We start from the raw sequence: 24,716 nt of genomic DNA, 5'->3' as shown, positions 1-24,716 counted from the left end.
TGGCGTTGACACGATACCCTGTTCTAAGCCGGTCAACAGATCGCGGCGGACGGAAAGGGTGACATCGTGGAGATCCCCAACTTCTTGAACCTCCCTCGGTACACCATAACCGCCTTTGAGGAAACCGATGATGCCTACCACGTTGCAGCCGAAATTCCGGAACGGCCGGCTGCCTGTCCCCATTGCGCCCATGGTGGGTTCGTTCGATTTGGCCATCGGGAACAGTGGATTCGGGATCTCCCGATGCACGGCAAACGGGTACGACTATACCTGCGCACCCGTCGATTTCGCTGCAAGTCGTGCCATCGGACATTCTACGAGACCTTGCCCGACGTGAATGACAAGCGGTTGATGACGCAGCGCCTCGTGACCTGGTTGGGACCCCAAGCGATGCGGCGCCCCTTTGTTCATGTCGCAGAGGAGGTGGGAATCGACGAAGCCACGGTGCGCGATGTGTTCAGTGAGTACGTGACTCAATGGGAAGCCTGGCGACGGGTAGAAACCCCGACCTGGCTGGGACTGGATGAAATCCACCTGACCAAACCGCGCGGCGTGGTCACTAATGTGCGGGAACGCACGCTCGTCGACATCCTCGTGGATCGCCGCAAAGACACGGTCGCGCGATACTTAGGGCAGCTCCCGAATCGCTCGCGGATTCAACTGGTGGCCATGGACATGTGGCGGCCGTACAAGGAAGCCGTCGAGGCCGTCTTGCCCCAGACCATCATTGTCATTGACAAGTTCCACGTGCTCAAGATGGCCAATGCCGCGGTCGAACGGGTCCGCAAGCAACTCCGGCAGTCGCTCACGCCGGCCCAGCGCCGCGGACTCATGCACGACCGGTTTGTCCTGTTGAAGCGGGAAGCCGACCTGGCCGACCGGGAGCAATTGCTGTTGTCCATGTGGACAAAAAACTTCCCGGGTCTGGGGGAAGTGCACCGTCGAAAAGAAGACTTTTTCCGTCTCTTCGAATGCCGGAGCCACGAAGAGGTAAGCGTCAAAGAATCCCCACCAAAAGGAAGGTGGGGATTCTTTGACGCTTACACAGGTATTGATTGGTACGATGCGTGGGCCTATGCGCGCTGGTCTGGCAAGGACTTGCCGACCGCCGAGCAATGGGAAAAGGCCGCGCGCGGAACCGATGGGCGTTTGTACCCTTGGGGCGATGAGTTCGACGCGTCGGCACTGACTTGGATCGGAACGGTCTTTGACCAGCCGCAGCTCGATTCCGTTCCGGTCTGGCGTGAAATCCTGACTCAAATCAATGACACCGTTCCCAGTCGCACAACCGTTCGCGTTGGCATCAACGCGAAAAACGTAAGTCCTTATGGAATCCACGACATGGCCGGCAACTGCTGGGAGTACACCAAGACAAACTACTTTTCGCATAAGGACATGAACTGGCCGACGTTTTTTGCTGTATCGTTCGCTGGATGTCGGGTTTCGATGCGTTGTTGAGGACGCCTGATGGCGAGCCAGTTGTTCGGCCGAGTCGAGGCCCACTGTAAGACGGATAGCGCGTATGAGGGACCGAAAGACCGGGCAGATTTTTCGCCCCCGGGCATACGCCTAAGGTCTTATGGTGGTCTCGAGGCCCCTCTGCTAGGATCGATGTATGCAAGTGTCGCCGCACATCGTAATTCCGACCGAAAATGGGGTGGCCCGAACGAGCACGTATCGCACACTCATTCATAGCAAGTTTTTCGTCATCTACTGGACCGGTTCTACCCTGGTTTTGCTCGCCTTACAATTTGTCTCGATTTCGCTGGCATGGTTCGTGCTGAAGACAACCGGGTCGTCGGTCCGGGTCGCCATCATCTTAGCAGTCATCCCGATTGCCCGTATGGCCACCAGCCCGTTCATCGGCCGATTACTCGACCGACTACCACGTCGACGTTTGATGGTGATCGATAATGTGGGTCAGGCGATTCTCTACCTGTCCATTCCCATCATGACGTGGATGCACATCCTCACGTTTCCAATTTTGGTTGGAGTGGTGACGGCGGCCGCCGCCCTGTCACCGCTATCCATGATTGGGCGCGGCGTGCTCTTGCCTAACCTCGTGAGCGCTAATGACCTCGAAGTGGCGAATGGATTTTCCCAATTCCGCAGCGGTCTCGTGACCCTCTTGGGTCCGGCCGTGGGAGGCATTCTAGTGGCGGCGATCGGAGCTCCCTTGACTTTGCTTGTGACCGCCGCGTGTTACGCGGCGTACGTCTTGTCCCTAATGGGTATTCCCGCCACGCGGTACCGCACACGCTTCCCTCGCGACCCGTCAACCACGTCAGATCCCGCGCCAAACCCATGGCGCTTCTTATGGAACAGTCCGGCCCTGTTGATCATCGGCATGGTCACCCTATTTTTCAATCTCACGTACGGGCCGTTGGAGCCGGCTTTGCCCGTGATGGTAGATCGGGTCTACCATTCGGGAGCCGGGACTCTCGGTCTCGTCTGGAGTAGTTTCGCCGTCGGTTCGCTCCTGGGTACACTTCTCTGGAGCCGCTTTAGGCCCCAGTGGAGCCTACGATGGTTCATAACCGGCGTCATCATCGGGTGGGGACTGTTCAGTGGGTTAACGGGGTTCACGACCCATCCGTGGGAGGCTATGCTCACCTTGTTCGGCGGCGGCCTGGTGTACTCTCCATACAATATTGTGGCGGCCACATGGCAACAGCGACTCATCCCGGATCACCTGCGGGGGAGTGTCTTTGGGGTGTTTCAGTCCGTGACGAGTTCCGGCCTGCCGGTGGGGCAATTGATTGGGGGGGTGGTAGTCAGCGTCTGGGGCGCCGGTGCCACGATCACCATTGGAGGCGCTGCCACGATGCTTCTCGGACTTGTCGTCGCCTCGCTTCGCGCTCCTTGGAGTCGGGTGCCTGACACATCCGTGTCTCAATAGCAAAGCGTTCCAGCGTTCGGCATCCAGTTTCCAACGGAATAGTCAGGCATGTGGCTGAGAAGAGGGATAAAAGGGACGGCCGGATGGGGTCGACGACGTTCGGCTCGTTCGGAAGATCCGGTGACGGATTGGCGTTGCACACTGCGACACATTTAGTTGCTCAGAAATGCTCGCCGTATTTGCAACAGTAAGTACATTCCATCGTGCCGAAATCTCTGGATGAAAAATCACCGCCCGTGTTATCCGACGATGTCGAGCGCGCCCGCCAAACGAACCGACAATGTATTGAATAGTGAATAGGTGCACAACGAGACTGGGGGAATGTCTCGGAGGGCCTTTTCTCAAAGCGCTCAAGATGGGGGCGTTAGCGCAGAAGTGTTTGCCCTCAGTTTTTGACCAACCGTGGTTTGCCTATCCCATAGCCCGATCAACAGAAATGCCCCGACGTCGGCCAGACGCATAACCGCAGAGGTCAATCAAGAAATCCGAATACCCAATTATTCTATTAGGAATCAATCTGATCGGAAAGATCTTCATGATATACATTGTAGACAAAAAATTAGAAACTTAAGATAACTTTAGGGCGGGGTCGTTGACTGGCGATCTTCAACTCGCCCAGCGACCGACACCACAAAATACCTTTGCGTAAATACAAAAACAATGAAAATGGGAGTTAACGTCAAAAGTGATGCGGCAGCTAATTCGCGCCAATGAGTCCCATCGAATCCCTGGAAATAGGACAGTGCCACTTCGATAGGCCGGGCCCGATTCCCCTGGGTGATGATCAAAGGCCACTGAAACTGGCTCCATTGTGACGCAAAGGTTAGAAGAGACACGGTTGCCACCGCAGGTTTCGCCATTGGCAAGGCAATATACCAAAGATAGTGCCACCACGAGGCCCCGTCTAATTGGCTAGCATCCATCAACTCTTTGGGCAAAGTTTTGAAAAACTGCCGAAAAATAAATATGGCAAAGACGTTGGCCCCAAACGGTAGGACTTGACCTGTAAGAGTGTTCAGCAAGTGGAGATGATAAGTCACGAGGTAATCTGGAATAAGAATTGCTTCGGGAGGCACCATCAAACCCGCCAACAGAATACCAAAAACAATTTCCCGGCCGCGGAATAGCGGAAGACTGAGAGCGTAGCCGGCCACGACACTGCTGACCAGCACCAACACAATCGTCGCCCCCGTAATGATCGTCGAGTGCAACAAGTATAATCCCCATGGCGCCGCGCGAAAAACCTTTTCCCACGGATGAAAATCCCACCCAGGCACCAAGTCCGGAGGTAACGTAAAAACGCGATTCTTCGGAGCCACACTCAACACAATCGCCCAATAAAAGGGAAACAAAAAGCTTAAGGCAATTAGAGCCTGCAAAAGGAACCGCATCCAGGTTCTTCGTTGATAAACCGCTGTGCGCATTTTAGCATTTTCCTTTCGGACGAGGATTTTGCTTCCGATCGAGGGGCGCTACTGATAAAATGTAAACTGTTCTCCAATCTTTCTTTGCAAAAGGGTCAGAACCAAAATAAGAAAAAATAGAACCACAGACACCGCTGCCCCGTAGCCATAATGAAAATAAATAAAAGCAGATTTATAAAGGTAAATCGCGGTGGTTGTTGTCGAATTCAACGGCCCTCCTCCTCCCCCAAACTGGCCTCCAGTCATCGCATAGATTGATCCAAACGTTTGCATTGCTTGAATCGTCGTCAATATCACCACCATTAACGTGACTGGCGACAAATACGGTAAGATCACGTAGCGAAAGGTCTGCCATCCATTCGCGCCATCGAGCCATGCCGCTTCGACCGCTTCCGACGGAATATTCGACAACCCGGCCAGAAATAAGACGGTTGTAAATCCCAAGTTGTGCCAGAGATTATTAATCATCACAGCTGGCAAGGCCCACGTCGAACTTACGAGCCACCCCAGTGCTGGCAAGTGGAGGGCCTTGAGCACGGCATTCGCTAACCCAAACTGCGGGTTGAAGATAAACACCCAGATTATAGACGTGGCGATAGCTGGGGTAATAAAGGGCAAGAAGACCGCAGCCCGCGTAAAAGTGACCCACGAAGAGGGTTTGCGACCAGTTCCCCGAAAGATCCAGGCAATGCTCAACCCCAAAACAATCGTAAATGGCACCATTAATCCTACATAGTAGAAAGTTACCGTCAATGACTGTAAAAACCCTGAAATAGGATTGAGCAATTGTTGGTAATGCAAGGTTCCCACCCATTGGGAGTCAGAAAACCCACCCAAACTCCAATGAAAAAAACTAATAATCATCACAAGGAACGCAGGGCCATAAGTAAATAATGTTAAGAGGCCTAGGGCAGGCAATACCAACAACCACCCCAGGCGGCTCTGTGCCACCTGGGAAAAAGAATGTCGTCGCAAAGATTGTGGAGGGCTAATGCGGCGCCCCAGCAGTGTGTCTAACTCGTCTTGCATTGAAAGTCCTCCTCATTGAACAGCTGCTCCTGACAAAAAGGCGGTGCCTTGTTTTTGCATGGCGGTCAGGGCCTCACTGACAGATTCCTTGTGTTGGATCACACTTTGGATTTGATTCTGGATAACCGTATCAATCTCTGTTTGCTCCGGTCCGATAATTTTATGGATCACATGTCCGGATTGCAGTTCCTGGATCGCTACCGCTGTGCCCGCATACGGCCCTGGGTTGACACCGAATTGATTGCCCGCTTTTTGTCGAACAGCAGCGATGTCCTCTTGGCTGACGGGCGGCTCCCCGCCTATTGTCGACCAAACCGCTTGTCCTGAAGGCGAATCAAAATATTGAATGAAGGACCATGCGGCCTGCTGCTGAGGTTTGGTAGCATGTTGGAAAATCACGAAACTCAAACCTTGATATAGAGCCTCGGAATGGCCGGTTGTTCCCGGGGGAGGAGCAAACACGCCGACCGGAAATTTTCCTGCCACCTCCTCCCGCACCATTTCATATCCATCTGCTGTATTTTCCAAAATGCCTAGTTTGCCTGAGGCAAAATCCTCAAAGCTGGTATCGTAGGATAAAATCTTCACATAGGGAGAATTGTCCCGGGCAACCACTTCCCGAATCGTCGTGGCCATGGCGGGGGAATTCAGATCGAGTTGATGAGGATTTCCTCGCTTAAAATAGTGCCCGCCGTTGGAATAAAACAATGGTAACCAGTCATTATGATCCAAACGCGCGCCCAAACCTATGGCCCCTGTCTTCTCTTGAATCATTTGAGCATCATGCATAAGTTGGGCCCACGTGGTGGGTGTTTGCGTTAAGCCGGCTTGTTTCCAAAGCGTCGCATTGTAGAAGAATTCTGCGACCTTGATATCCGCAGGAAATAAATATTGCTGGTGTTGGGGTGTAAATTCGGCTTGCCAAACGGCTGGCCATGCGCCTACCAGATGACTATGAGGCAAACTGCTCAAATTAACCAAAGCCCCTGCTTGTTCGTAGCCATATTGGGGCAAATGTCCAATTTCCGCCATGACGGGAGGGTCGCCCGCTTGGACGGCCGCCAGTGCTTTCGCAGACGCCGGTGTAACATGCACCACCACTTGGATGGAAGGATGTGTTTGGTTGAACTGCTTGACAATTTGAGCTATCGCCTCTCCTTGCTGATTCGTAGCACTATGCGATTCCCAAAAGGTGACGACCGTCTTTGTATGGCTAGATGGTGTTGTATTATTTGAGGAGGCCGCTGAGGTTGCTCCACACCCCGCTAATATTAACCCACCACTCACTCCGAGCGCGCACACTCTCATTGCGGTTAGAATCCTCATGAGGCACATCAGCTCCTTCGGACAAAACCCCTACCCCCACATGTCGGTCTATAACAATATGAGTTTTGGCCTCGAGGCTCAAAGGACGCCCAAGAACACGATAGCTCAGCGTATTCAGCAAGTGGCTGCGTTGCTGGAAATTGATCAGCTACTCTCCAAACGACCTAGCGAGCTGTCTGGAGGGCAAAAACAGCGAGTAGCCCTCGGGAGAGCGTTGGTACGAAATCCACGAGTTTTTTTAATGGACGAACCCTTGTCAAATCTCGACGCACAACTTAGGGATCATATGCGCACAGAAATCCGTTTGCTCCATGACCGCCTAAAAATCACCACGATTTATGTAACGCATGACCAAACCGAGGCGATGACCATGGCGGATCGCATCATGGTGATGGATCAAGGACGCATTCAACAGATTGGGACGCCTACTGAGATTTATGCGCATCCTTCCACCACCTTCGTGGCTAAGTTTTTTGGTTCCCCGTCCATGAACATCGTTCCGGGACGCATTGGCGTGGATAAAAACATGGCATGGTTCAAACCCACACATTGTCCAGAAATACCACTGTCTCTTCCAACAACAGTCAGTTCTCTCTTTCCAAAACATTCCATATCGGACACAGTCTATATGGGATTTAGACCAGAAGACATCGTGCTCAAGCCACTCGCCAATGCGTTAACCTTTCCTTTTGAGCCCACCACGATAGAATCGTTAGGATCACATTGCCAAACACATGGTCATTGGCACCATCATCCTATTAGCCTGACGGCTGGCCAATGTGGTGTTACACTTTTTTCACATTCCTCCATCGAATTGGCTCGAAAGCGTGCATTGGGCGTTGCCCTCCGTGATGATTTATACGTTGTGGCACTCGGTAGGCTTATACACCGTTTTGTTTTTAGCCGGATTGGCCTCGATTCCCCGATCCGTGTTAGAAGCCGCCGCCACCGACGGAGCCAGAGGATGGCGCGTCTTTAGGCGAATCTTATGGCCTCTTTTAGGGCCCATCACGTTCTTTGTGATTGTGCTCGCAACCATTAATACCATGCAAACATTTTCGCAAATCTACACCCTCACGGGAGGCCCCCATGGGGGCGCGGGAGGGCCCGCCTTTTCAACCACCACGGATTCACTTCTCATTTACCAAACCGCCTTCTTGTACTTGCACTTTTCACTGGCGTCAGCGATGAGCCTGATTCTATTTGTTCTCATCTTAGGGCTCACTCTGATACAAAAATGGCTTGCGGATCGTTTTGTATTCTACCGCTAGCGGAAAGAGAGGATAAAATTCATGCGAGCTTCAAGTTTGTGGCTGGTGGTGCGATTCGTTGTGGCACTGTTGTTTATCGTTCCTGTGTACTGGATTCTCGTAGTGGCTACCGGGTATCACGGAGCCGTCTATCATCTCCCGCCTGTCTGGGCTCCTCTGTTTCACTGGGCACCCATGGTATATGTTCTGACCCATACTCATTGGATGCGCTATGTACTGAATAGTGTGGGAATCACCACAGCCACCATTGTATTGGTCGTAGCCACCAGCGCCCTCGCCGGATATGCCCTTGCCGAAATCCCTTTTAAAGGGCAATCAGCGTATTTCTTTCTCATTTTGGGCGTCATGATGTTGCCGCAACAAGCCTTACTCGTTCCCCAATACGTCGTTCTATTCCACCTTCACATGCTCAATACCTATGCCGCAATGGTGGTACCTTTTGCGGCAAACACCTCGGGCATTTTCCTGTTCCGCCAATTCTTCAAGAAGATCCCTGTGAGCTTTGGGGAAATTGCCCGTATCGAAGGCGTGAGCACGCTCACCTATATCCGGCGCGTTGCGGTACCTTTGGCCAAGCCGGCCGTAGCCACAACCGTGCTCTTAACCTTTATTGCCTCATGGAATCAATTTCAGTGGCCGTTGATTATGACTAACAGCCCACAAATTCAACCCATTGAATTAGCTTTAAGCCACTATATGCAAGCGTACGAGGCAAATTGGCGAGAGCTGGCCTCTGCCGCTCTCATTGCACTCTCTCCCATCCTGCTAGTGTTTGCCTTTACTCAGCGGTACATTGTGCAAGCAGTAGCCGGGGGTGATCTGAACGCCAAAGACTAAATCCGCAATAGCGCGTTAAGCGAAAGATTTATCCCATATAATAAAAAGGACGGCGATATGCTATGACGCAACCATCCAAATTCTCAAAACGAACACATTTTTCCCGGACTGCGGCGACGACGGGCGTTATTGCTATGGGTTTAATAACGTTAGCCGGGTGCGGTACAACTTCGGCCTCCGCCCCCACTAAATCTTCATCCGCTGTACAAGACATTACCCTATGGGAATCCCACTCGTCCGGGGGACCCGCCGGGCAAACTATGACGGCTTTGGTCAATCAATTCAATGCCAGTCATCATTCTGTCCATGTTCAGCTGGTCGTCACCAAGGCAAGTCACAAAGCCTTAGGCGCTCTCGCTGCAGGAGATGCTCCCGTCCTTGCAGAAATCAGTCATTACGATGGGAATTTTCTCACCGCCCACGCACTCGTATCATGGAATTCGCTGCTCTCCACGTTGCCCTCCTCGGAAACATCCGCTGTTTTTCCTGTGGTGTGGCACAATGGAGAAGTCAATGGCCAACATTACCGGATCGAAGCTGATGCAAAGGTTAGTCAAATCACCTATAATAAAACACTCTTTGCTCAGGCCGGCATCACTAAGCCTCCAACTACGTGGACCCAACTCGCTCAAGATGCCGCATTAATCAAAGCGAAGGATCCGGGTATCATCCCTATCGCATGGAAGGATTCATCGGCTCACATTCTGCCTCCGTTTTTAAGTAACGGCGGAAACATTTTCGAACCAGGATCGCATGACAAACGCGCCGACTTTCAAACAACGGCGGCCACGGCAACCTTTAACTTCTTTCGGTCCTTATATCAAAAAAATGAACTAATTTTTGCCCATGGCACCGAAATTCGCGCAGACTTCGGTTCAGGTAAACTCGCGATGGCCGATGGAACTTCGGCCGGATACCAAAAGATTTTGGACGCAGCAGGAGGGAAATTTCCGGTCGGCGTATTTGCTTATCCGTCCGGGTCTACAGGCCATTCTGCCAATCTCGTCCAAGGACTAGGCTTTGTCCTCATGACGGGTCATACTCACGCTCAAGACCTGGCTGCAGCACAATTCCTCGACTGGTGGTTGAAACCGTCGACCCAGGCATACTGGGGCGAGCACTCAGGCTATCCGCCTGTCACCACTACAGGGGAGGCCCAAATCCCTTCAAGCTTTTTGGCCAGCCATCCGGGCTTAACGGTGGCCAATCAGATCTTGACCTCACCCTACACAATCTCCCGACCTATACCGACAGCTTATAAAGAGGTGCAAGCTGTGCTGGATACCGCCTTCTTCAATGCTGTCACGGGTAGGCAATCCGTAGCCCAGGCCCTCGCTACCCTTCAAAAACAAGCCGACAGCTATTTATCTGGGCAGTCAGCTCTTTAGAATCCAGCATCATCTAAGTGACATGATGTTGGGCAGCTAACGTCCCACCATAATGCGGAACATCGGTTGAATAATACGACCAGGGCAGCCAGCGGTTTAGAGTTGTTCAATCTGTTCAATCTGTTCAATCTGTTCAATCCGCACACACGCTCTTGACCGCTGCTGTCTCCCAAGAAAGTACTCTGCGAAGTTGTTTACTGAGAAAATTCTTTCGCATACTCGAACACCAACCCCATAACGTAAAATGCAACAATTATCCCTAAGGAGTTGTAACCATGTTGATAGAAGACGCGATATTAGGACGACAAAGTATCAAGGTGTTTGACCCAAGGCCAGTCCCCACAGACTTAATTGAACGATGTTTAGCGCTCGCCGTTTGGGCACCCAATCATCATTTGACCGAGCCATGGCGTTTCACAGTGGTATCAGGTGCCGCGCGCACATCCCTTGCCAATGCCGTACATGACGATCTCACTCGCGGAACGTCGTCCCTTGATGCTCTAAACACTGAGGCAAAAGCATTGAAAGAACGACGGAAACTGCATAGCGCGCCGGTGTTGATTGCGGTGTATTCGACACTCGGTAGCAAGGCCCAGCAAACACAAGAAAACTACGCGGCGACAGCAGCCGCTATACAAAATCTGTTATTGGCTGCGCACGGGTTCGGACTCGGCGCAATTTGGCGCACCGGTTCCATTTATGATGGACCTGCCGTGCGCTCTTTTCTTCAAAGTCCCGAAGGCAGCGTGTTCGTCGGTACGGTATTCGTCGGATATTCTGCCCAACGCGCTATCCAACGTCACCGTTCTCCCATCGACCGCCACATTGTATGGCTGGGAGACGAAACTACAACACATCCCAAATCGCAATCGATGGGAGGTAAACCGCTCTAATGGCCCAGACTCCGTGGGAGCATCCGCAAGAATATCAAGACGAAACATGGCATAGCGCCCAAACCGCTACGGTGCGGCAATGGGTGTTCGGTATGAACGACGGTCTGGTGGCCACTGTGGGACTGGTCGCAGGCCTTACATTCGCCCATTCTTCTCAGGGCATTGTGTTAGGGGCTACGACAGCAGCCATTCTGGCTGCGATCGTTTCCATGGCTCTAGGTTCTTTTTTGGCAACGCATACGACCGTGCGCTATCAAACAGCCGAAATTGAACGAGAGAAAAGGGAAATACAGGAGTGTCCCGATGAAGAATTAGATGAAATGCGTCGAATTTACCTCCGGTATGGATTTTCTGCAGAAGAAACAGCGATGATCCTGTACCGTTTTGAAAAAGATCATTCCCTTTGGTTGCAAATGATGCTACGCGATGAACTTGGCATCATTCCAGAAACATTTGAGAATCCATGGCACAACGCCGGGTCAATGGCCCTCGCGGTATTAGTAGGATCACTTCCGCCGCTATTGCCCAACCTTTTGGTCTCGCTGCCGTTGCAAGCCTTTCCCTGGGTCATCGTTCTCTCAGCCTTAACCGCTTTTCTACTGGGAGCTGTAACCACCCGAGGCACGTCAGAGACATGGTGGCGCTCTGGGTTGTTATTCCTCGTTATTGCCAGCGCCGCTGCCGCTATCGGCATGGGAGCTGGCCAATTAATTACGCCGCTTTTAGGGCTGTGAACGTAATTCTATGCTGTCGAAATGGCAAAAAATCGACAAGGAGGCACAAGTCACCTGCATGGGAACATTGACGCATTCGTCATCGTCTTCTCATATCCTTCGACATGTTGACTCCATACGATTCTTGCGTATAATCTTACAAGAGACCTGCTCATATGGCACAGTTCTGACGCTCTGGGTGGGACGATTTCAACGAGTTCCCTGGTACATTACTCGCCATCACTGGGCAATCCCCTCTCTCAATGACTCCGCGACGGTCCCCGTGTCCTGCCTCACAGCGTCTAAGGACATTCGGTGGGCCAAACATCTAGGCACATCGCTCTCATTACCATGGACCGCCTTAAAACTAGCCATAGAAGTAGCACGCCACCCCTACCTATTGTTGACCCGGGAAGTCGTTAATCGTAGTCTGAAGCCAACCGAACAGTGGTCCCCTTCGGCGTGGCAGACGGCAGTTCATGACCTCCAAAAATCCCTTCCAGCGCATTTCCACCGAGTGCGAGGGCTGGGATATACTTTTCAAAGTTGTATGGCCCTTCCATCCTTGCCTATGACACCGATCCAACGATTCTCCGGAGCATCGCTTCCTCTGGGATGGGTGAAGCGCCCGAACGACCTGACTTGGACGGTCTTGCTTTCGGTCCACCATGCTCTGGATCTCATACCCACGGCCGAGGTGCTCATTTTCAACCTTATAGCATGGACAGATGATCGGGATTGGTTAGACGCCCTCCTCGAGCAAGCTTGGCTATCAACGGCCCACGTGTGGCTCTGGGACGAACGCAGATACGAATTAAGCCGAACGCAACACGATCTGTCGGCCGAATCAATTGAACAGTTACACTGCCTCGAAATCGATTGGATCCGCCACCAAATGTGGCATAGGGGACAACTCATAGGTCTGCCTTGGCGTGGAGTACAGCTTCTCGCCTAAACAGCTCGCCACAAGAGGCACTCATTAACACTGGAGGACTGTGACCGCTATGCCACGGAATTAGGATGGCCACAATGGAGTCATGATATATTACGTGTAATGGTGCACCGTATTCGTCAAAATATCGGATACTCGCATATTCAAACGGTTGCTGGTCATGGCTACCGCTTTGTCCCATGCTCCACGAGGAAATCTTAATTCTAGTGTGCTTTTGGCAATCCCCTTATCACACAATGCCTATAGATTCTACAACGGGAAATGCCTAGAGTGACGAGCTTTACCGTATGATGTCTTGTACGCAAAATCCCATTCGGCTTCCAGCAGATTGACCTTCTGCTATGACGAAGACCGAATGGGATAACTAAATCTTTGAAACGTCGCGGCCCAAAATACCTCACTCATCAGAACACGATATCTCAGGCCGCATGGTTTACGTACTCCACAACGACTCCTTACGCTTCGATGCTCTTGGTAATGGGGACCGTTTGGATCTTAACGGGAATCACCTTTTTGGGTTGCAAAGGAATCGTTACCGTCAGCAACCCATTGTGCAACTCCGCCGCAATCTGGTCAGCTTGAGCGCCCTCAGGTAATTCGACCCGGTACCGGAAAGGCAGTTGGCGAATTTCCCGCCGCAAGTACATGTCGGTGTCCTGCCCCTCTTTGGCATCTGCCAGCTGGTCTTCTGTGTATCCGGGAACCGCTAAATCCACTTCAAACGCATTGTCTTTACGCACAATATTGGTTAGCGGTACAAACCCTACTCCGTTCACGCCATACCATTCCTCAAACCGCATCGCAATCACCTCGTATTTGTGACTTTGTCTTTCTTTGTCTTTATAATATCACGCTTTCCTTCGATGTCAACATTTCCCGTAAAAATTTTTTCGGAGATTTTATTCAATGTCGAGGGGAATACGCCACGCCTTGCGGAACGTGAGACCTGCTTCAAGAACCGGTGAGTCCAATCCCTTCGTGGTATAATTCGCCGAGGTGGTATTAACGTGAAGACAATACGTTTACGCGGTCATCATATTTTATGCTTGCTGGGGTACCGCGGCATGGGATATTCAGAAGAATACATTGTCAATATGACAGCCATTCATCAGACCTTGCGCAACGAGCCGCAGACTCGAATCATATTGATAACAGGCCCTGACGACTTATGCGATAAATTCCCGACAACTCAACCTTATCATTGTGAAGATGCCGAAATCTTTTGGCGCGATCAACGCGTCTTAGACCAGTTATCGCTGTCATTAACCAAAGAAACAACGTGGGACGCTATTGTCGACCGCATCAGGCAGCATATGGTTTCCGGTGATATCGACACGCTCTGTGCTACGTGCTCGTGGCGACCTTACGGTGTCTGCGCTCAAGGTCTTGATGACATCAAACAGGGTAAGGGATTGTTTCCAATCCCTTAACGCCTGCACGCCCCAGATATTTCTGTCATGATGCATCTTGGGACGGGGGAATAATGACAACAGGTAAGGATGCATGCGTCGCCAGCCACCGCGGAAAACTGCCAAAGAGTCCTTCAATCCATGCTGAGCCATGGTGACGGCCTGCGACCACCGCTTGGGCCTTGGCTTTGATAGCCGCTTCTAAGAACGCTTGGGCAGCATGCATTTCCCCATCTTGAATCGTTACGACTTGCCACTGAGCCGTAATGCCCGTCTTCTTCACCATGGCCATCGCCTGTTCGCGCACCTTTTCGGCATTGGCATCCCATTCCTCGAGCAGTGTTTCGAGACTCGCCATGGACGATCCTCCGTAGGTGGTCGGAGCAATGGGCTGAACAAAGGCCACAATGTCTTTAACGTCAACGATCAACACTTCACCCTGGTCTCCGAGCCATTCCAAGGCGGCTTCTAAGGCGCGCCAACTGGCATGCGATCCATCGACGGCTACTGCCACTTTCGTTAGCATGTTCATTTCTCCTCTGCAAAATCTCGCGTATTGCCCTGATTATGCCATACATTTCCACAGATGCCTAAAGGCTTACAGGACAAGACACGCGCTTTTTGTCTTGTCCTAAACGAAAATTAATGAAACACCGCGATAGTAAAAAAAATGAGGGTAATGGCTGCCAACCCCAAATGGGTGATCACCAAGCCCAACGGATAATTCCGTTTCGGCAGGAGATAGGCAAAGAACAATGTACCTCCTCCCACAACCGTGAGCAAAAACAACATATACGTCCATTGCAACAAGGTCATTTGGTCGCCCCCTGACTAGGTGCAACCGACCCCGAATTCGTGAAAGTCAGACCATGCCGGTGCAAAGTCAACCATAAGGTGCTATGAGCGCCTCGGCCAATTACCGGATGCGGATAATGCTGCCTAAGACTCGGCGCCATGGCTGACGAAAACAAAATAAACGTCATGACCGTCAAAAATAAGTGGACGGCCAAAAAACGCGGCGGCAACTTGCGCCGGCGCAAATCATACCGCAGAAAAAATATGACGCCTAAAACAAATGTCAGAAGGTACGTAAGATACGCCCATATGACCACATGCATCCTTTATCACCTTCCTTGAGCCAAAACGGCTACACCTACCATGACTCCTCGCGACAGAGTTTGCGAGAAAACGACACCATGGACCTGCCTCATTGTAACGCACTCAGTAGGACTATGATGCACGCAAATCACCATACGACGTTCGAAATCATGGCATAGAAAATTAGCTGGCACCGCAATGCCAGCTCGCACCTTCCCTCTTATTATGGTTAAAAAGCCTTATGCTCGGCACGAGCTGCCGTCGACAGGGTGTTTTGCTTAGCGCAGGCAGGACACAAGCCGCGCAACGTCACGTCGACGGTTTCAATGACAAACCCCGGCGCATCAAACGTCAAAGCCTCCACATTATTCGGTTGCACGTCAAACCAGCCATGGCATGCGACGCAATAAAAATGCTGATGCGGCTTTAAACGCAAGCCATATAAGGCATAACCCTGGGGTGTCGGCAAAAGCTCCACGATGTTGACCGCGGTTAAATCCTGTAGGGTCTTGTACATCGTCCCTTTTGCCAACTCAGGCAATAACGGCAATAACGCATCACGCACTTGGTCGGCCGTGAAATGACTGCCTTCGTGGTCCAGCAAATATTGTAGGACCATGCGCCGTTGCGCTGTCACGCGTAGCCCTTTTTCGCGTAAAAGCGATTCCGCTGATACCCCGCGCTGATTCATGACCTCTCTCCTTGCTCTTTATCCTAGGTCTCCCTCTTATCTATTATACGGTCTCACCAAGAAAATACAAACCGCTGGAAATTGGTAGCCGTCCTAGAAAATAGTCCTTATGGCCCTGGTCACCTGTCTTGGGAATGGGTACCCTAAACACAGACTCTGACATTAGGGGAGGTTGAGTATGACTCCACGACCAATTATGATCGCGATGACCACAGCAATGGCTCTGGGACTTGCCGGATGTGGACTCAATACCGCTAGTCCATCCAAAGCACCGACGGTGATTGCCCGGACGATGGTCATTTACACGGGCCAGGAAATTCACAAACCAGGCTGGCCCCAATACCGTCCCGCTTTTTGGTCCGCGCCAGCCGGCAGCACCGTACAGCTCACCATTATCTCGCACGATTCCGGTACGGCTCCCTTGACGATGCTGCAAGATGACAAAGTCCGCGGGACGATTGGCGATACGGAGATGATTGACGGAAAAGCCGAGCGCTCCGTCAACAACCAAAACATCGCCCATACCTTTACCATTCCTGCGATTGGCTTAAACTTGCCCATACCCGCAGCACCCGCAGGCCACACAGTCACCGTCACCGCCAAAATTCGGATGCCTCAAGCAGGCCGTTACGGCTGGCAATGCATGGCCCCTTGCGGCACCTCTCCCATGGGCATGGGCGGTCCCATGGTCACTCCAGGGTATATGCAAGGCACTATTACTGTCACTCCAGCGTCTTAAGGACCGCGCCAACAGACGTGACGCCTTGGAGATAAGGCAGGTCACGGTCTCTAAGCTCAATATCAAGAGGCGAGACCATGACCTGATTAACCCAATGCACCTGGCCACCATGACGATACCCCACAAAAGCATGCAGGGCATAAGGACGACCACGGTACATACCTAAGTAAACCATCACGTGCCCTGGCATAAAGAGCACATCGCCCGCTAACGCTCCTTCTAATGCGATCCGGCGCTCATCATATGAGCCCGATAACCGCTGACGCCAAGACACCGCTTGTTCTTGGGCACTGCTATTGCGCGGCATATGAATGCCTAGGGTTTGAAAAACATCGCGAACAAAACTCGAGCAATCATGCCGGTCAAAGCTATCGCCCCAGCCATACCGCTCGCCTAATAAGCTGAAAGCGACACGTAGGAGGTTGGCACGCGTCGCCGGCAAAAACCCCTGGTGCACACCCGGCCCTTTTACCATAAGCGCCGGACGAACGCTCAAGGATCCATCAGCCGCACGCTGTGGCCACCACACCGCCACATGAACCAGCGATGCTTGATGGCCCACTGAGAACGTCGTGGCCTCTGGCAACATGGTGCCTACACTGACCACGTGGGGCTCCTCATCGCTCCCCGGCTCCGGTTCCACCACCTGCCTGGGGTGGGTAATGACAACAAGATGGGAACGATCCGCAAAACGCGTAAACGTCAGCGCGTCACACCAGGCCACATCGTCTTGGCGAACCCATCCCTGATAAATGGGTGACTGCACCAAAAACCATTGGCCATCTGCGCTTTGTCCTAAAATCAAAAGCGGTTCAAAAACCCCAACGCGTGTCTGTTGCAACTGATCAAATTCCTGGTCCTTTGGCGTGCGAAAGACGGGGTCTAAGGTAGGCCATGACCGTAGTGCCGCCCGCGTCACAGAAAATCCCCATCGCTCAGGAAATGGTTCCAGAATGGCATTCTTTTGCACCTGCCCTTGCCACGCCGCTGTCACGGGTTGCCCATGACGGTCATAGCCCTGGGGCACTGCACCCGCAGGGAGAATTAACGCCGCTTGGTCCCCTCCTTGACGAAGTGTTTGGATTGCCTCTTGAAAGGGGAGATGAGGAGGCTTGAGCGCCTGGTTAATAGCCTGTGGATTATAAACACGGTGTGCCGCCTCTTCCCCCATGCGAGCGATCCAGAATTCTGGAGACAGCATGGCCTCTTCGACGTGCAAAATCATACCAGCCCCTCTTCCTGGCCTTGCCATGTGAGCGCCAAACCCGGCTTGTCTGGAAACACAATGGCCCCATGTTCATAGCGAATGCCCCCTTGCGCTTTCGCCTCGTGTAAAAAGTAGCCGGCATCCAAATCAACATAGTGACATTGGTAGGCTTGGGCCAGCGCGGCGGCCGCACTGACCGATGCCGGACCTTCCATCATGCTGCCCACCATCAAGTGCAATCCGGCTGCTTGAGCCCACGCTAACAAGAGCGCCCCTCGGGTCAATCCTCCTGCCTTCATTAATTTGACATTGAGAATATCGGCTGCACGCAAATCCAACAGCCGTTGCAAATCAAGAGGCCCATACACCGCTTCATCCGCACAAATCGGCAACGCGCTGCGGCTTCGTACCTCGGCCATCCCCCGCATGTCGTTAGCCGGGAGTGGCTGTTCAATAAATTCCACCCCATAGGGACCAAGCGCTTCGGCTTGGTCCAACGTTTCTCGGACGGACCACGCTTGATTGGGGTCTACCCACAGACGCACATGGCCGCCCACGGCCTCCCGAATTCGGCGCACGCGCACCGCATCGTCTCCGTCGCGGCCACCCACTTTAATTTTTAGCTGCGAAAATCCTTGAGCCACAAGCGACAAAGCTTGACGCTCCATGGTCTCACTCGTGTCCAAACTGACAGTCGCATCCGTCAACACCGTGGTGCCCTTCCCCCCCAGTTGGCGCACCAACGGCATGTCATCAAAGCGGGCATACAAATCATGTAACGCAATATCCACCGCCGCTTTTGCCGACGTATTGTGTTGCAGCGCATCTTGAACCGCTTGATACGTCGCGTTGCGGTCATCGAGATCGCGCCCATAGAGCGCAGGCAATAGATATTCCCGAATCGCAGCCACGATGCCCGCCGTCGTCTCACCCGTAATCGCCGCCGTAGGAGACGCTGACCCCAGCCCTTGGTGGCCGGAATCGGCTAGCAAGGTGACACGGACATCGTCTACCGCTGTCACTTCCCGTAAACTTGTACGGAATGGGGTCACAAGCGGCAAACGAGCAACATGGACCATCCCTTCTATCAATCGCACCCCAGACCCCTCCTCTTCACCTGTGACGGCCAAGCTTGTTACCAAAAAGATTCGCTTTGGCAGGTGAAAGTTCCTGTCTTTGGGGTGGGATTTTTCTTTCAATCACAGAGATAGCATCTTGGCAATGTCCGGCAGAGCCTCAATCGCCGCATGGCGCCCTAAGGCGATAAGGCGATGATAGTCGTGAAAAGCCCAAAATGGCGTCCCTTCAGTCGGTGGACTTATCACGACTGAGAGGTAGTGTTGATTCTGCACATCGGACAATTCTTGGGTCACAAAAGCCTCCGACCGCGCTAAAATGTCGGCAATCCCCAAATCGGCGCCGTTGACCGGTTTCGTGGGCGCGACATTGACCCCAATAACCGGCCCTGGGCAAAGTTGAAAAGCCCAATTAATCGGCAACGTGTCGGAAATCCCGCCATCGACATACAAGGCCGCCTTGTGGCGCACCGCATCAAATAACGCAGGAATCGCCATCGTCGCCCCTAAAGCCCAACGCAGGTAAGCTTGTTGGATAATTTCCCAGCCCGGCCCTGGGGGCTTAACCCCCAAAACGGGCGTAAAGGCCGCGGGCTGCATTTGCGCAATATTCGTCGCAATCACCGCACAGGGCATCGCCCAATCCGCAATGGTTTGCACAGTGGGAGATAGCGCAATGAGACTCTCCAAGAACTTTTGCGGATTAATGATCCCGGTAGCGGGCTGATGTACCCCCGGCCAAATTTCTTTAACAAATCCCTCCGTATTCAGCTCGAAATAGTCCTCCGGGTGTTCGGTTACGGCTTGGCCCCACGCGACCATATCCTCCACCCCTACCCCTGACGCGACCATCGATGCCACCAATCCTCCGGCCGATGTTCCTGCCACTGCCGACGGCCACAAACCGTTTTCCTCCAAGACTTGCAGCACGCCTAAATGCGCGGCTCCCAGCAAACCTCCCCCAGACAATGCGAGTGCAAACATAATACGATTGCCCCCCTTCAGTGGTCCTTTTACACCATATTCCAAAGGTCCCATGTTTCTTCGGGAAGGCAATAACTGGGGCAAAGAAAAGTTGAAAATCAACCGAAAATCTTAAGACGGATCCCTGGCATCTTCTCGTGCCCATCCATCGCTCTCACTGGCCACCTGTTGCGCCGGATCCGATGAGGGAATGCGCCACGGCCAATACGACGCCCGCCCCAATAAAACGATGGTGCTCGGTACTAACAACGAACGGACAATCCATGTATCCACCAACACCGCAAAGCTCAATCCAAGCGCTAAGGTCTTCATCACCTGCAGCGGGCTGACCATCAAAGATAAGAACACCACTACCATAATCATGCCTGCCCCCGTAATCATCGAGCCGGTGGTCGACACCCCCGAATACACCGCCCGGGATACGGGCGCCCCCGTTCGCAGCGGCTCTTGAATTCGGTGCAATAAAATCACTTCATAGTCCATGGATAAGCCAAAAAGCAACACAAAGATCAACGGCGTAATCGAACTATCTAAGGGTTGGGCTTGGAAGCCCCACAGACCGCGCTGAACGACCAGCACCAACAGTCCGGCTGTCGCCAGCGCAACCAACGCATCAAATACTACGCCTAATACGGCCTGCATAATGGACCCCGTCGCAATGGACAGCACAATCAAGGCAACAATCAGGGCCGCGCCAATAATCCACGGAAGTCGGTGCGCCGTCAGCGTATTAAAACTGCGCAAAATCGGCACCTGCCCCCCCACCGCAGCGCGGGTACCCCGCGGCAGCCACCGCGGCAACTGATGGTCAATGCGAGCCGCCAAATGGGCGGTCGCTGGATTATCTGGTCCGGTCGTGGCTACCACGTAAACGACCACGGTGCGGGGAATAACATGGGGATTGATAAAATTGGACAAGGCCGTTTTCAAAGCGGCAGGCTCTGGCAGTTTATGTCCCACCATCGCAGCTAAACCCCCTGGGGGCACGCCCAAGTCCCTGGGAGAGGAAACTTTCTTGACCCCCGAAAGATTTTGCAAATGGGCCGTGACGTCATTCACAGCGCTCCACGTTTGTGCCTGACTAAGCGGCGTGGCAAAGCGCATCACCACCCCTAATGGGGCAATACTGCCTGGCCCTTGAATTTTCTGCTCGAGGATGACGGCTTGCCGAATCGGACTATTTAAGGGCAACATACTGGCCAAATTAGCCGGAGTCCGCATTTGCATGCGCGGCCCCAATAACGCCAGGGGCACTAACAGCAATACGCTTAGGATCAAGCCCCACCACGGCTTATCGACGGATAACCGGCCGACAAACCGCCAGAATCCCCAATTGGGCACCCGCTTCAGTCCACCCCAACGCAAGTGTTTGCCCATGACCGCCATAACCGCTGGCAACAGCGAATGGGTAGCCAACAGCACAGAAGCAATGGCGACAGCGCCTCCCAAAGCCAGACCTTGCCAATACGCATTGCCTCCCAACAGCAATGTCGCCACCGCCAACGCTACCGCGATTCCGGAATAGAGCACAGAGCGCCCCGCATGACGCATGCTTTCCACAACGGCCTCTTCAACCCCGTGACCGCGGTCTAACGCTTGGCGAAAACGCGTGCTAATAAAGAGCGCATAATCAATGCCGACCCCTAAGGCTAAAAAGGACACAATGTCTGTCAAAAAGACGGACAATTGAATGTGTGTTTCCACGAGAGTAATCACCGAAAGCGCAATTTCCGACCCCGCCACCGCAATGATGAGCGGCAAAGCAATCGCCGCCACCGATCCGAACACGGCAAACAAGAGCACGGCTAAAAAGGGGATGGCGAGTACGCCGCTTAACGCCAAGGTTTTCGCGCTATCATGGGCCACGGTTTTCCCCACAGAGCCTTGGGTCACATCTTGCCACTGTCCATGGTGGGCCGTAATCACGGTTTCAAAATGGCGTGACATCGACACCGACGTCTGGGGAGAAGGCACATACAGCACCCCGCCCCCGTGCAGGGGATGCAAAGTTTGACGACCAATATGCGCATCTTGGGCAATCGCGATCACGCGGCCTTGAGATAATCCCTGAATCAAAAGGGGGTCAGGGGCAGGCGGAGGATTCAGCCGGGAGAGTTGATCCGTCGCCCACCTCGCCTCACTCCGAGGATTATCAAATCCATTGGCCGTGAGATGGCGGGTGACTTGCATCGCTAAGGGGATAGTCGCAACGATTAATAGCACCCACACCATAATTACCAGCCATCTAGACCGTACTGTAAACCGCGTCCACCCCGCATTGTGGCACTCGTAGGAAAACCCGCACCATCTTTTGACATGCCGGCTATTATGCCGAACGGTGAAACCGAGCAAGTACGCCTTGAACAGTACCGCGGTAAGTGGGTTGTCCTATTCTTCTATCCCCACGACTTCACCTTTGTCTGCCCGACCGAAATCACTGCCTTATCCACCGCCTATGACCGCTTTGCGAATCTGGGCGCAGAAATCATCGGTGTCTCCACAGACAGTCCGCATGTACATAAGGCATGGATTCAGCAAAGCCCAGACAAAGGCGGCATTGGACCCATCAACTACCCGTTAGCCAGTGACTGGACTCATGACGTCTCACGGCGTTACATGGTCTATGTTCCTGAAGAAGGTGCAGCGTACCGCGGTCTTTTCATCATCAATCCAGACGGCGTCGTAGAATATGAAGTGGTGCACAACCTCAACGTCGGCCGTTCCGTAGATGAAACCTTGCGTGTTTTGCAAGCCATTCAAGCGGGTGGTTTGTGTCCTGTGGACTGGACCCCTGGCAAGCCCTTGCTGAAAGTCTAAGGACCCCTTTTTGGCGTCACCAGCCGCCCTCTTACGGGGCGGCTTTATTATGTTGGACAAAATGCGACCTTAGGTATTGGACTTGTTGCATTGACAGCGGCTTTTGCCACCTCTGCCTGCCCTCTCGTTCCCACCCAAGACTACAAGGGCACAGCACATAAGCAAAGACCACTAAGCGCAGGGGGCCGAAGTCTCCCCTGCGCCTCTAGCAAGGTTAAGACGTGCCTTTAAGCGCTATCTCCCACACTGCCTTTAGCCGTTACATCGGGATTCGCCTGCGGAGCCATCCGCGAGGCGATTCCCCACGGCAAAAACAACACTAAACACACCACGACAACAATGACGCTGCCTATATCAATATTAAACCACTTCAGGGCTCCGACGCTGCCAATATAGGTCATGAGCGTCAAAAACAGCACATAGGCGATATACCAGATGGCATTAACAAATCCCCCTTTGACCTTGTACATGAGGCCAAAGACAACAGAGGCCAATGCCAGCAAGACAGTGGCATAGGGGACTGAAGGCCACCCACTCCAATAGACAATGAGTGACGCGGACGCAAACGCCAACACTGCGACGAGTGAACCATTTTTCAACTTGCCGGCATGACCTTCCTTGCGCAAGGCCAACATCACCACAGGATTGACTGCAAAGCCCAAATAGCCCGCCACGACGGCATCGGTAATCAAACTGTAAATCGATGGCAAGGGTGCCGCAATATACGCCACAACCGCTCCGATGACCGTAAAGACAAGCAAGGCCCATACAGGAATCGCATAGCGATCGCTTAATTCTTGCATTTTGGCGCTTACCAAACCGGAACGGCCCATGGCCAAAAGGATACGACTCCCTGCCCCTTGATAAATGTAGCCGGTCACAAACGGACCAATGACGGCGATGATGACAGTCAGGAATATCAGCCACCCAACATGCGCACCCTGGGCTATTGTCAAAAAGGGATTGCCCGCAATAGACGCAATGGCGCTCCACGTCCCAGGATGAATCTTGAGCTGGGACCAATCCAGGGCCGTAAGAAAACCCAAACTCAACAAGACATAGATAATGGTTTGACCAAGAACTGACCATAATATCGCATGACCTAAGAGCCTTGGCTGTTTAACCTCTTCGGCATAGTCGGGAATTACCCGTATGCCGCCAAAAGCAAACATCCCAAGTGGTATGGCCGCAAACACGCCCCCCATCCCGAAAGGCATGAAGCCACCATACGCCGTGAAATTCTGACTATGCGCGAAGGATAGAAAGCCAATTCCGACCACGACATAGAGCAATAGCTTGGCGATGCCAAAAACATTGGTCGAATTGGCAAACATGCGAACGCCATAATAATTGAACGGCAGAAATAAGAGCATCAACACGACCCCAAGTACGGCTCCAGCCGTCGTGGGATTGCCTAACGCATTAATAAAATGCGGGTAAAAATAGTTCAGCCCTTCTACAGTCGCCAATGCTTCAACCGGCGGAATAAAGAGATACCAAATCAGGTCAGCGAACGCATTAATCATATTGGTCGTTTTACCATAGCTGTACAGACTGTACCGTGAGGGTCCGCCCGCTTCGGGATATAAATAACTCAAATCGACATAGGTCAACCCCACGAAAAGATACATCACAGCCCCAATCAACCACGCTAAAACCACGCCGGGTCCCGCCACCGCAGCCATCCCCGCTGAGCTGAAAAGAACACCGGTTCCGACTGCTCCTGCGACCCCAATGACGATTAGGTCGAACAATGTAAGATGCTTTTTTAAGCTGTTCAGCACTGTCACGTCCTTTCGCCCGAAATGTTCTGCCGAGCCCTGTGAAGCCAATCCGTTTAGGCTAGCCGTCTAAAACACTTCCATTGGTGCAGCCAGCCAGTCTTTCTTATTGTTCTCAGCCATTGACTCCACGCTTTAATTGTATAGAATTATCTGGCTATACAATAGGGATGGCGCACAAC

General features: G+C 52.7%; 24 protein-coding genes and 1 pseudogene. 12 read left to right on the top strand and 13 right to left on the bottom strand.

Translation table 11 applies throughout. The features are described from left to right. The first annotated feature begins 66 nt into the window (after window positions 1-66). Window positions 67-1,458 (top strand): ISL3 family transposase, encoded by a 1,392-nt coding sequence (locus tag ORD20_RS00795; RefSeq protein WP_103373778.1) that lies wholly within the window; start codon window positions 67-69, stop codon window positions 1,456-1,458. A 157-nt stretch (window positions 1,459-1,615) separates the two neighbouring features. Continuing rightward, the gene (locus ORD20_RS00790; RefSeq protein ID WP_103373779.1) at window positions 1,616-2,899 is read left to right on the top strand and encodes an MFS transporter; all 1,284 of its coding nucleotides are present in this window, start codon (window positions 1,616-1,618) and stop codon (window positions 2,897-2,899) included. Window positions 2,900-3,477: 578 nt separating this feature from the next. Here ORD20_RS00790 and ORD20_RS00785 read toward each other — a convergent pair. Genes ORD20_RS00785 through ORD20_RS00775 form a run of 3 tightly spaced genes read right to left on the bottom strand, consistent with a single transcriptional unit; the run spans window position 3,478 to window position 6,660 of the window. Continuing rightward, on the bottom strand, window positions 3,478-4,323 hold the full coding sequence (locus tag ORD20_RS00785) for a carbohydrate ABC transporter permease (RefSeq protein WP_103375590.1): 846 nt from the start codon (window positions 4,321-4,323) through the stop codon (window positions 3,478-3,480). Between the two features lie 48 nt (window positions 4,324-4,371). Continuing rightward, the gene (locus ORD20_RS00780) at window positions 4,372-5,352 is read right to left on the bottom strand and encodes a carbohydrate ABC transporter permease (protein WP_103375589.1); all 981 of its coding nucleotides are present in this window, start codon (window positions 5,350-5,352) and stop codon (window positions 4,372-4,374) included. 12 nt (window positions 5,353-5,364) lie between these two features. Beyond that, a complete protein-coding gene (locus ORD20_RS00775; protein ID WP_158246266.1) occupies window positions 5,365-6,660 on the bottom strand; it encodes an extracellular solute-binding protein in 1,296 nt (431 codons plus the stop codon). Between the two features lie 16 nt (window positions 6,661-6,676). Here ORD20_RS00775 and ORD20_RS00770 point away from each other — a divergent pair. The 7 genes and pseudogenes from ORD20_RS00770 to ORD20_RS00740 all read left to right on the top strand — a co-directional run. Next, window positions 6,677-7,270: pseudogene (locus tag ORD20_RS00770) on the top strand (ABC transporter ATP-binding protein); the annotation flags it as partial. A gap of 187 nt (window positions 7,271-7,457) precedes the next feature. Continuing rightward, window positions 7,458-7,949, top strand: coding sequence for a carbohydrate ABC transporter permease (locus ORD20_RS00765; RefSeq protein ID WP_430626407.1), 492 nt, complete (start codon window positions 7,458-7,460; stop codon window positions 7,947-7,949). A 21-nt stretch (window positions 7,950-7,970) separates the two neighbouring features. Then, window positions 7,971-8,786, top strand: a complete 816-nt coding sequence (locus ORD20_RS00760; protein ID WP_103375585.1) for a carbohydrate ABC transporter permease — start codon at window positions 7,971-7,973, stop codon at window positions 8,784-8,786. Window positions 8,787-8,920: 134 nt separating this feature from the next. Continuing rightward, window positions 8,921-10,174 (top strand): extracellular solute-binding protein, encoded by a 1,254-nt coding sequence (locus ORD20_RS00755; RefSeq protein WP_158246265.1) that lies wholly within the window; start codon window positions 8,921-8,923, stop codon window positions 10,172-10,174. A gap of 275 nt (window positions 10,175-10,449) precedes the next feature. Further along, window positions 10,450-11,067, top strand: a complete 618-nt coding sequence (locus tag ORD20_RS00750) for a nitroreductase family protein (protein WP_103375583.1) — start codon at window positions 10,450-10,452, stop codon at window positions 11,065-11,067. Continuing rightward, window positions 11,067-11,801, top strand: coding sequence for a VIT1/CCC1 transporter family protein (locus tag ORD20_RS00745; RefSeq protein WP_103375582.1), 735 nt, complete (start codon window positions 11,067-11,069; stop codon window positions 11,799-11,801). The genes ORD20_RS00750 and ORD20_RS00745 overlap by 1 nt, the downstream gene beginning before the upstream one ends. Window positions 11,802-11,859: 58 nt before the next feature. Continuing rightward, window positions 11,860-12,735: a hypothetical protein gene (locus tag ORD20_RS00740; protein WP_103375581.1), complete on the top strand. Its 876-nt coding sequence runs from the start codon at window positions 11,860-11,862 to the stop codon at window positions 12,733-12,735. Window positions 12,736-13,187: 452 nt separating this feature from the next. Here ORD20_RS00740 and ORD20_RS00735 read toward each other — a convergent pair whose 3' ends face one another. Next, a complete protein-coding gene (locus ORD20_RS00735) occupies window positions 13,188-13,532 on the bottom strand; it encodes an Hsp20/alpha crystallin family protein (protein ID WP_430626406.1) in 345 nt (114 codons plus the stop codon). A 207-nt stretch (window positions 13,533-13,739) separates the two neighbouring features. Here ORD20_RS00735 and ORD20_RS00730 point away from each other — a divergent pair, with 207 nt between their 5' ends. Continuing rightward, window positions 13,740-14,162: a DUF1284 domain-containing protein gene (locus ORD20_RS00730; protein WP_242968513.1), complete on the top strand. Its 423-nt coding sequence runs from the start codon at window positions 13,740-13,742 to the stop codon at window positions 14,160-14,162. A 25-nt stretch (window positions 14,163-14,187) separates the two neighbouring features. On the opposite strand, the gene ORD20_RS00725 is transcribed toward ORD20_RS00730, so the two are convergent. The 4 genes from ORD20_RS00725 to ORD20_RS00710 all read right to left on the bottom strand — a co-directional run bounded on the left by ORD20_RS00725 (window position 14,188) and on the right by ORD20_RS00710 (window position 15,930). Further along, on the bottom strand, window positions 14,188-14,667 hold the full coding sequence (locus ORD20_RS00725) for a universal stress protein (protein ID WP_158246264.1): 480 nt from the start codon (window positions 14,665-14,667) through the stop codon (window positions 14,188-14,190). Window positions 14,668-14,783: 116 nt separating this feature from the next. Then, window positions 14,784-14,957 (bottom strand): hypothetical protein, encoded by a 174-nt coding sequence (locus ORD20_RS00720; RefSeq protein WP_158246263.1) that lies wholly within the window; start codon window positions 14,955-14,957, stop codon window positions 14,784-14,786. Beyond that, window positions 14,954-15,259 carry a hypothetical protein gene (locus tag ORD20_RS00715; protein ID WP_103375577.1) on the bottom strand — a complete coding sequence of 102 codons (306 nt, stop codon included), beginning with the start codon at window positions 15,257-15,259 and terminating at the stop codon, window positions 14,954-14,956. Before ORD20_RS00715 ends, ORD20_RS00720 begins: the two co-directional genes overlap by 4 nt. A 209-nt stretch (window positions 15,260-15,468) precedes the next feature. Next, on the bottom strand, window positions 15,469-15,930 hold the full coding sequence (locus tag ORD20_RS00710) for a Fur family transcriptional regulator (RefSeq protein ID WP_103375576.1): 462 nt from the start codon (window positions 15,928-15,930) through the stop codon (window positions 15,469-15,471). Between the two features lie 178 nt (window positions 15,931-16,108). Here ORD20_RS00710 and ORD20_RS00705 point away from each other — a divergent pair, with 178 nt between their 5' ends. Beyond that, window positions 16,109-16,669 carry a hypothetical protein gene (locus ORD20_RS00705; RefSeq protein ID WP_103375575.1) on the top strand — a complete coding sequence of 187 codons (561 nt, stop codon included), beginning with the start codon at window positions 16,109-16,111 and terminating at the stop codon, window positions 16,667-16,669. Here ORD20_RS00705 and ORD20_RS00700 read toward each other — a convergent pair. The 4 genes from ORD20_RS00700 to ORD20_RS00685 all read right to left on the bottom strand — a co-directional run bounded on the left by ORD20_RS00700 (window position 16,653) and on the right by ORD20_RS00685 (window position 22,168). Then, window positions 16,653-17,894, bottom strand: a complete 1,242-nt coding sequence (locus ORD20_RS00700; protein WP_158246262.1) for an SH3 domain-containing protein — start codon at window positions 17,892-17,894, stop codon at window positions 16,653-16,655. The genes ORD20_RS00705 and ORD20_RS00700 overlap by 17 nt on opposite strands. Further along, window positions 17,891-18,973, bottom strand: a complete 1,083-nt coding sequence (locus ORD20_RS00695) for a dipeptide epimerase (protein WP_103375573.1) — start codon at window positions 18,971-18,973, stop codon at window positions 17,891-17,893. Before ORD20_RS00695 ends, ORD20_RS00700 begins: the two co-directional genes overlap by 4 nt. A gap of 102 nt (window positions 18,974-19,075) precedes the next feature. After that, complete coding sequence (locus ORD20_RS00690; RefSeq protein WP_158246261.1) at window positions 19,076-19,936, bottom strand: patatin-like phospholipase family protein; 861 nt, start codon at window positions 19,934-19,936, stop codon at window positions 19,076-19,078. Between the two features lie 111 nt (window positions 19,937-20,047). Next, on the bottom strand, window positions 20,048-22,168 hold the full coding sequence (locus ORD20_RS00685) for an MMPL family transporter (protein ID WP_430626405.1): 2,121 nt from the start codon (window positions 22,166-22,168) through the stop codon (window positions 20,048-20,050). Window positions 22,169-22,213: 45 nt separating this feature from the next. Between ORD20_RS00685 and ORD20_RS00680 the strand changes: the two genes are divergently transcribed. Beyond that, window positions 22,214-22,753, top strand: coding sequence for a peroxiredoxin (locus ORD20_RS00680; protein WP_430626666.1), 540 nt, complete (start codon window positions 22,214-22,216; stop codon window positions 22,751-22,753). A 227-nt stretch (window positions 22,754-22,980) separates the two neighbouring features. Here ORD20_RS00680 and ORD20_RS00675 read toward each other — a convergent pair whose 3' ends face one another. After that, complete coding sequence (locus tag ORD20_RS00675) at window positions 22,981-24,537, bottom strand: APC family permease (protein ID WP_242968512.1); 1,557 nt, start codon at window positions 24,535-24,537, stop codon at window positions 22,981-22,983. Between the last annotated feature and the right edge of the window lie 179 nt (window positions 24,538-24,716).

Source organism: Sulfobacillus thermotolerans, from assembly GCF_039623705.1.
Taxonomy (GTDB): domain Bacteria; phylum Bacillota; class Sulfobacillia; order Sulfobacillales; family Sulfobacillaceae; genus Sulfobacillus; species Sulfobacillus thermotolerans.
Note: the sequence above shows the minus strand (reverse complement) of the source record. Positions and strands in the feature narration are given on the sequence as shown.

What these genes read in the sequence shown, in the direction of transcription:
- ORD20_RS00700 (WP_158246262.1), bottom strand. Translation starts at nt 17,894, where the DNA reads ATGATTTTGCACGTCGAAGAGGCCATGCTGTCTCCAGAATTCTGGATC.
- ORD20_RS00740 (WP_103375581.1), top strand. Translation starts at nt 11,860, where the DNA reads ATGGGAACATTGACGCATTCGTCATCGTCTTCTCATATCCTTCGACAT.
- ORD20_RS00690 (WP_158246261.1), bottom strand. Translation starts at nt 19,936, where the DNA reads ATGTTTGCACTCGCATTGTCTGGGGGAGGTTTGCTGGGAGCCGCGCAT.
- ORD20_RS00750 (WP_103375583.1), top strand. Translation starts at nt 10,450, where the DNA reads ATGTTGATAGAAGACGCGATATTAGGACGACAAAGTATCAAGGTGTTT.
- ORD20_RS00685 (WP_430626405.1), bottom strand. Translation starts at nt 22,168, where the DNA reads ATGGTGTGGGTGCTATTAATCGTTGCGACTATCCCCTTAGCGATGCAA.
- ORD20_RS00790 (WP_103373779.1), top strand. Translation starts at nt 1,616, where the DNA reads ATGCAAGTGTCGCCGCACATCGTAATTCCGACCGAAAATGGGGTGGCC.
- ORD20_RS00760 (WP_103375585.1), top strand. Translation starts at nt 7,971, where the DNA reads ATGCGAGCTTCAAGTTTGTGGCTGGTGGTGCGATTCGTTGTGGCACTG.
- ORD20_RS00780 (WP_103375589.1), bottom strand. Translation starts at nt 5,352, where the DNA reads ATGCAAGACGAGTTAGACACACTGCTGGGGCGCCGCATTAGCCCTCCA.
- ORD20_RS00705 (WP_103375575.1), top strand. Translation starts at nt 16,109, where the DNA reads ATGACTCCACGACCAATTATGATCGCGATGACCACAGCAATGGCTCTG.
- ORD20_RS00720 (WP_158246263.1), bottom strand. Translation starts at nt 14,957, where the DNA reads ATGACCTTGTTGCAATGGACGTATATGTTGTTTTTGCTCACGGTTGTG.
- ORD20_RS00710 (WP_103375576.1), bottom strand. Translation starts at nt 15,930, where the DNA reads ATGAATCAGCGCGGGGTATCAGCGGAATCGCTTTTACGCGAAAAAGGG.
- ORD20_RS00715 (WP_103375577.1), bottom strand. Translation starts at nt 15,259, where the DNA reads ATGCATGTGGTCATATGGGCGTATCTTACGTACCTTCTGACATTTGTT.
- ORD20_RS00725 (WP_158246264.1), bottom strand. Translation starts at nt 14,667, where the DNA reads ATGCTAACGAAAGTGGCAGTAGCCGTCGATGGATCGCATGCCAGTTGG.
- ORD20_RS00745 (WP_103375582.1), top strand. Translation starts at nt 11,067, where the DNA reads ATGGCCCAGACTCCGTGGGAGCATCCGCAAGAATATCAAGACGAAACA.
- ORD20_RS00785 (WP_103375590.1), bottom strand. Translation starts at nt 4,323, where the DNA reads ATGCGCACAGCGGTTTATCAACGAAGAACCTGGATGCGGTTCCTTTTG.
- ORD20_RS00755 (WP_158246265.1), top strand. Translation starts at nt 8,921, where the DNA reads ATGGGTTTAATAACGTTAGCCGGGTGCGGTACAACTTCGGCCTCCGCC.
- ORD20_RS00775 (WP_158246266.1), bottom strand. Translation starts at nt 6,660, where the DNA reads ATGAGAGTGTGCGCGCTCGGAGTGAGTGGTGGGTTAATATTAGCGGGG.
- ORD20_RS00735 (WP_430626406.1), bottom strand. Translation starts at nt 13,532, where the DNA reads ATGCGGTTTGAGGAATGGTATGGCGTGAACGGAGTAGGGTTTGTACCG.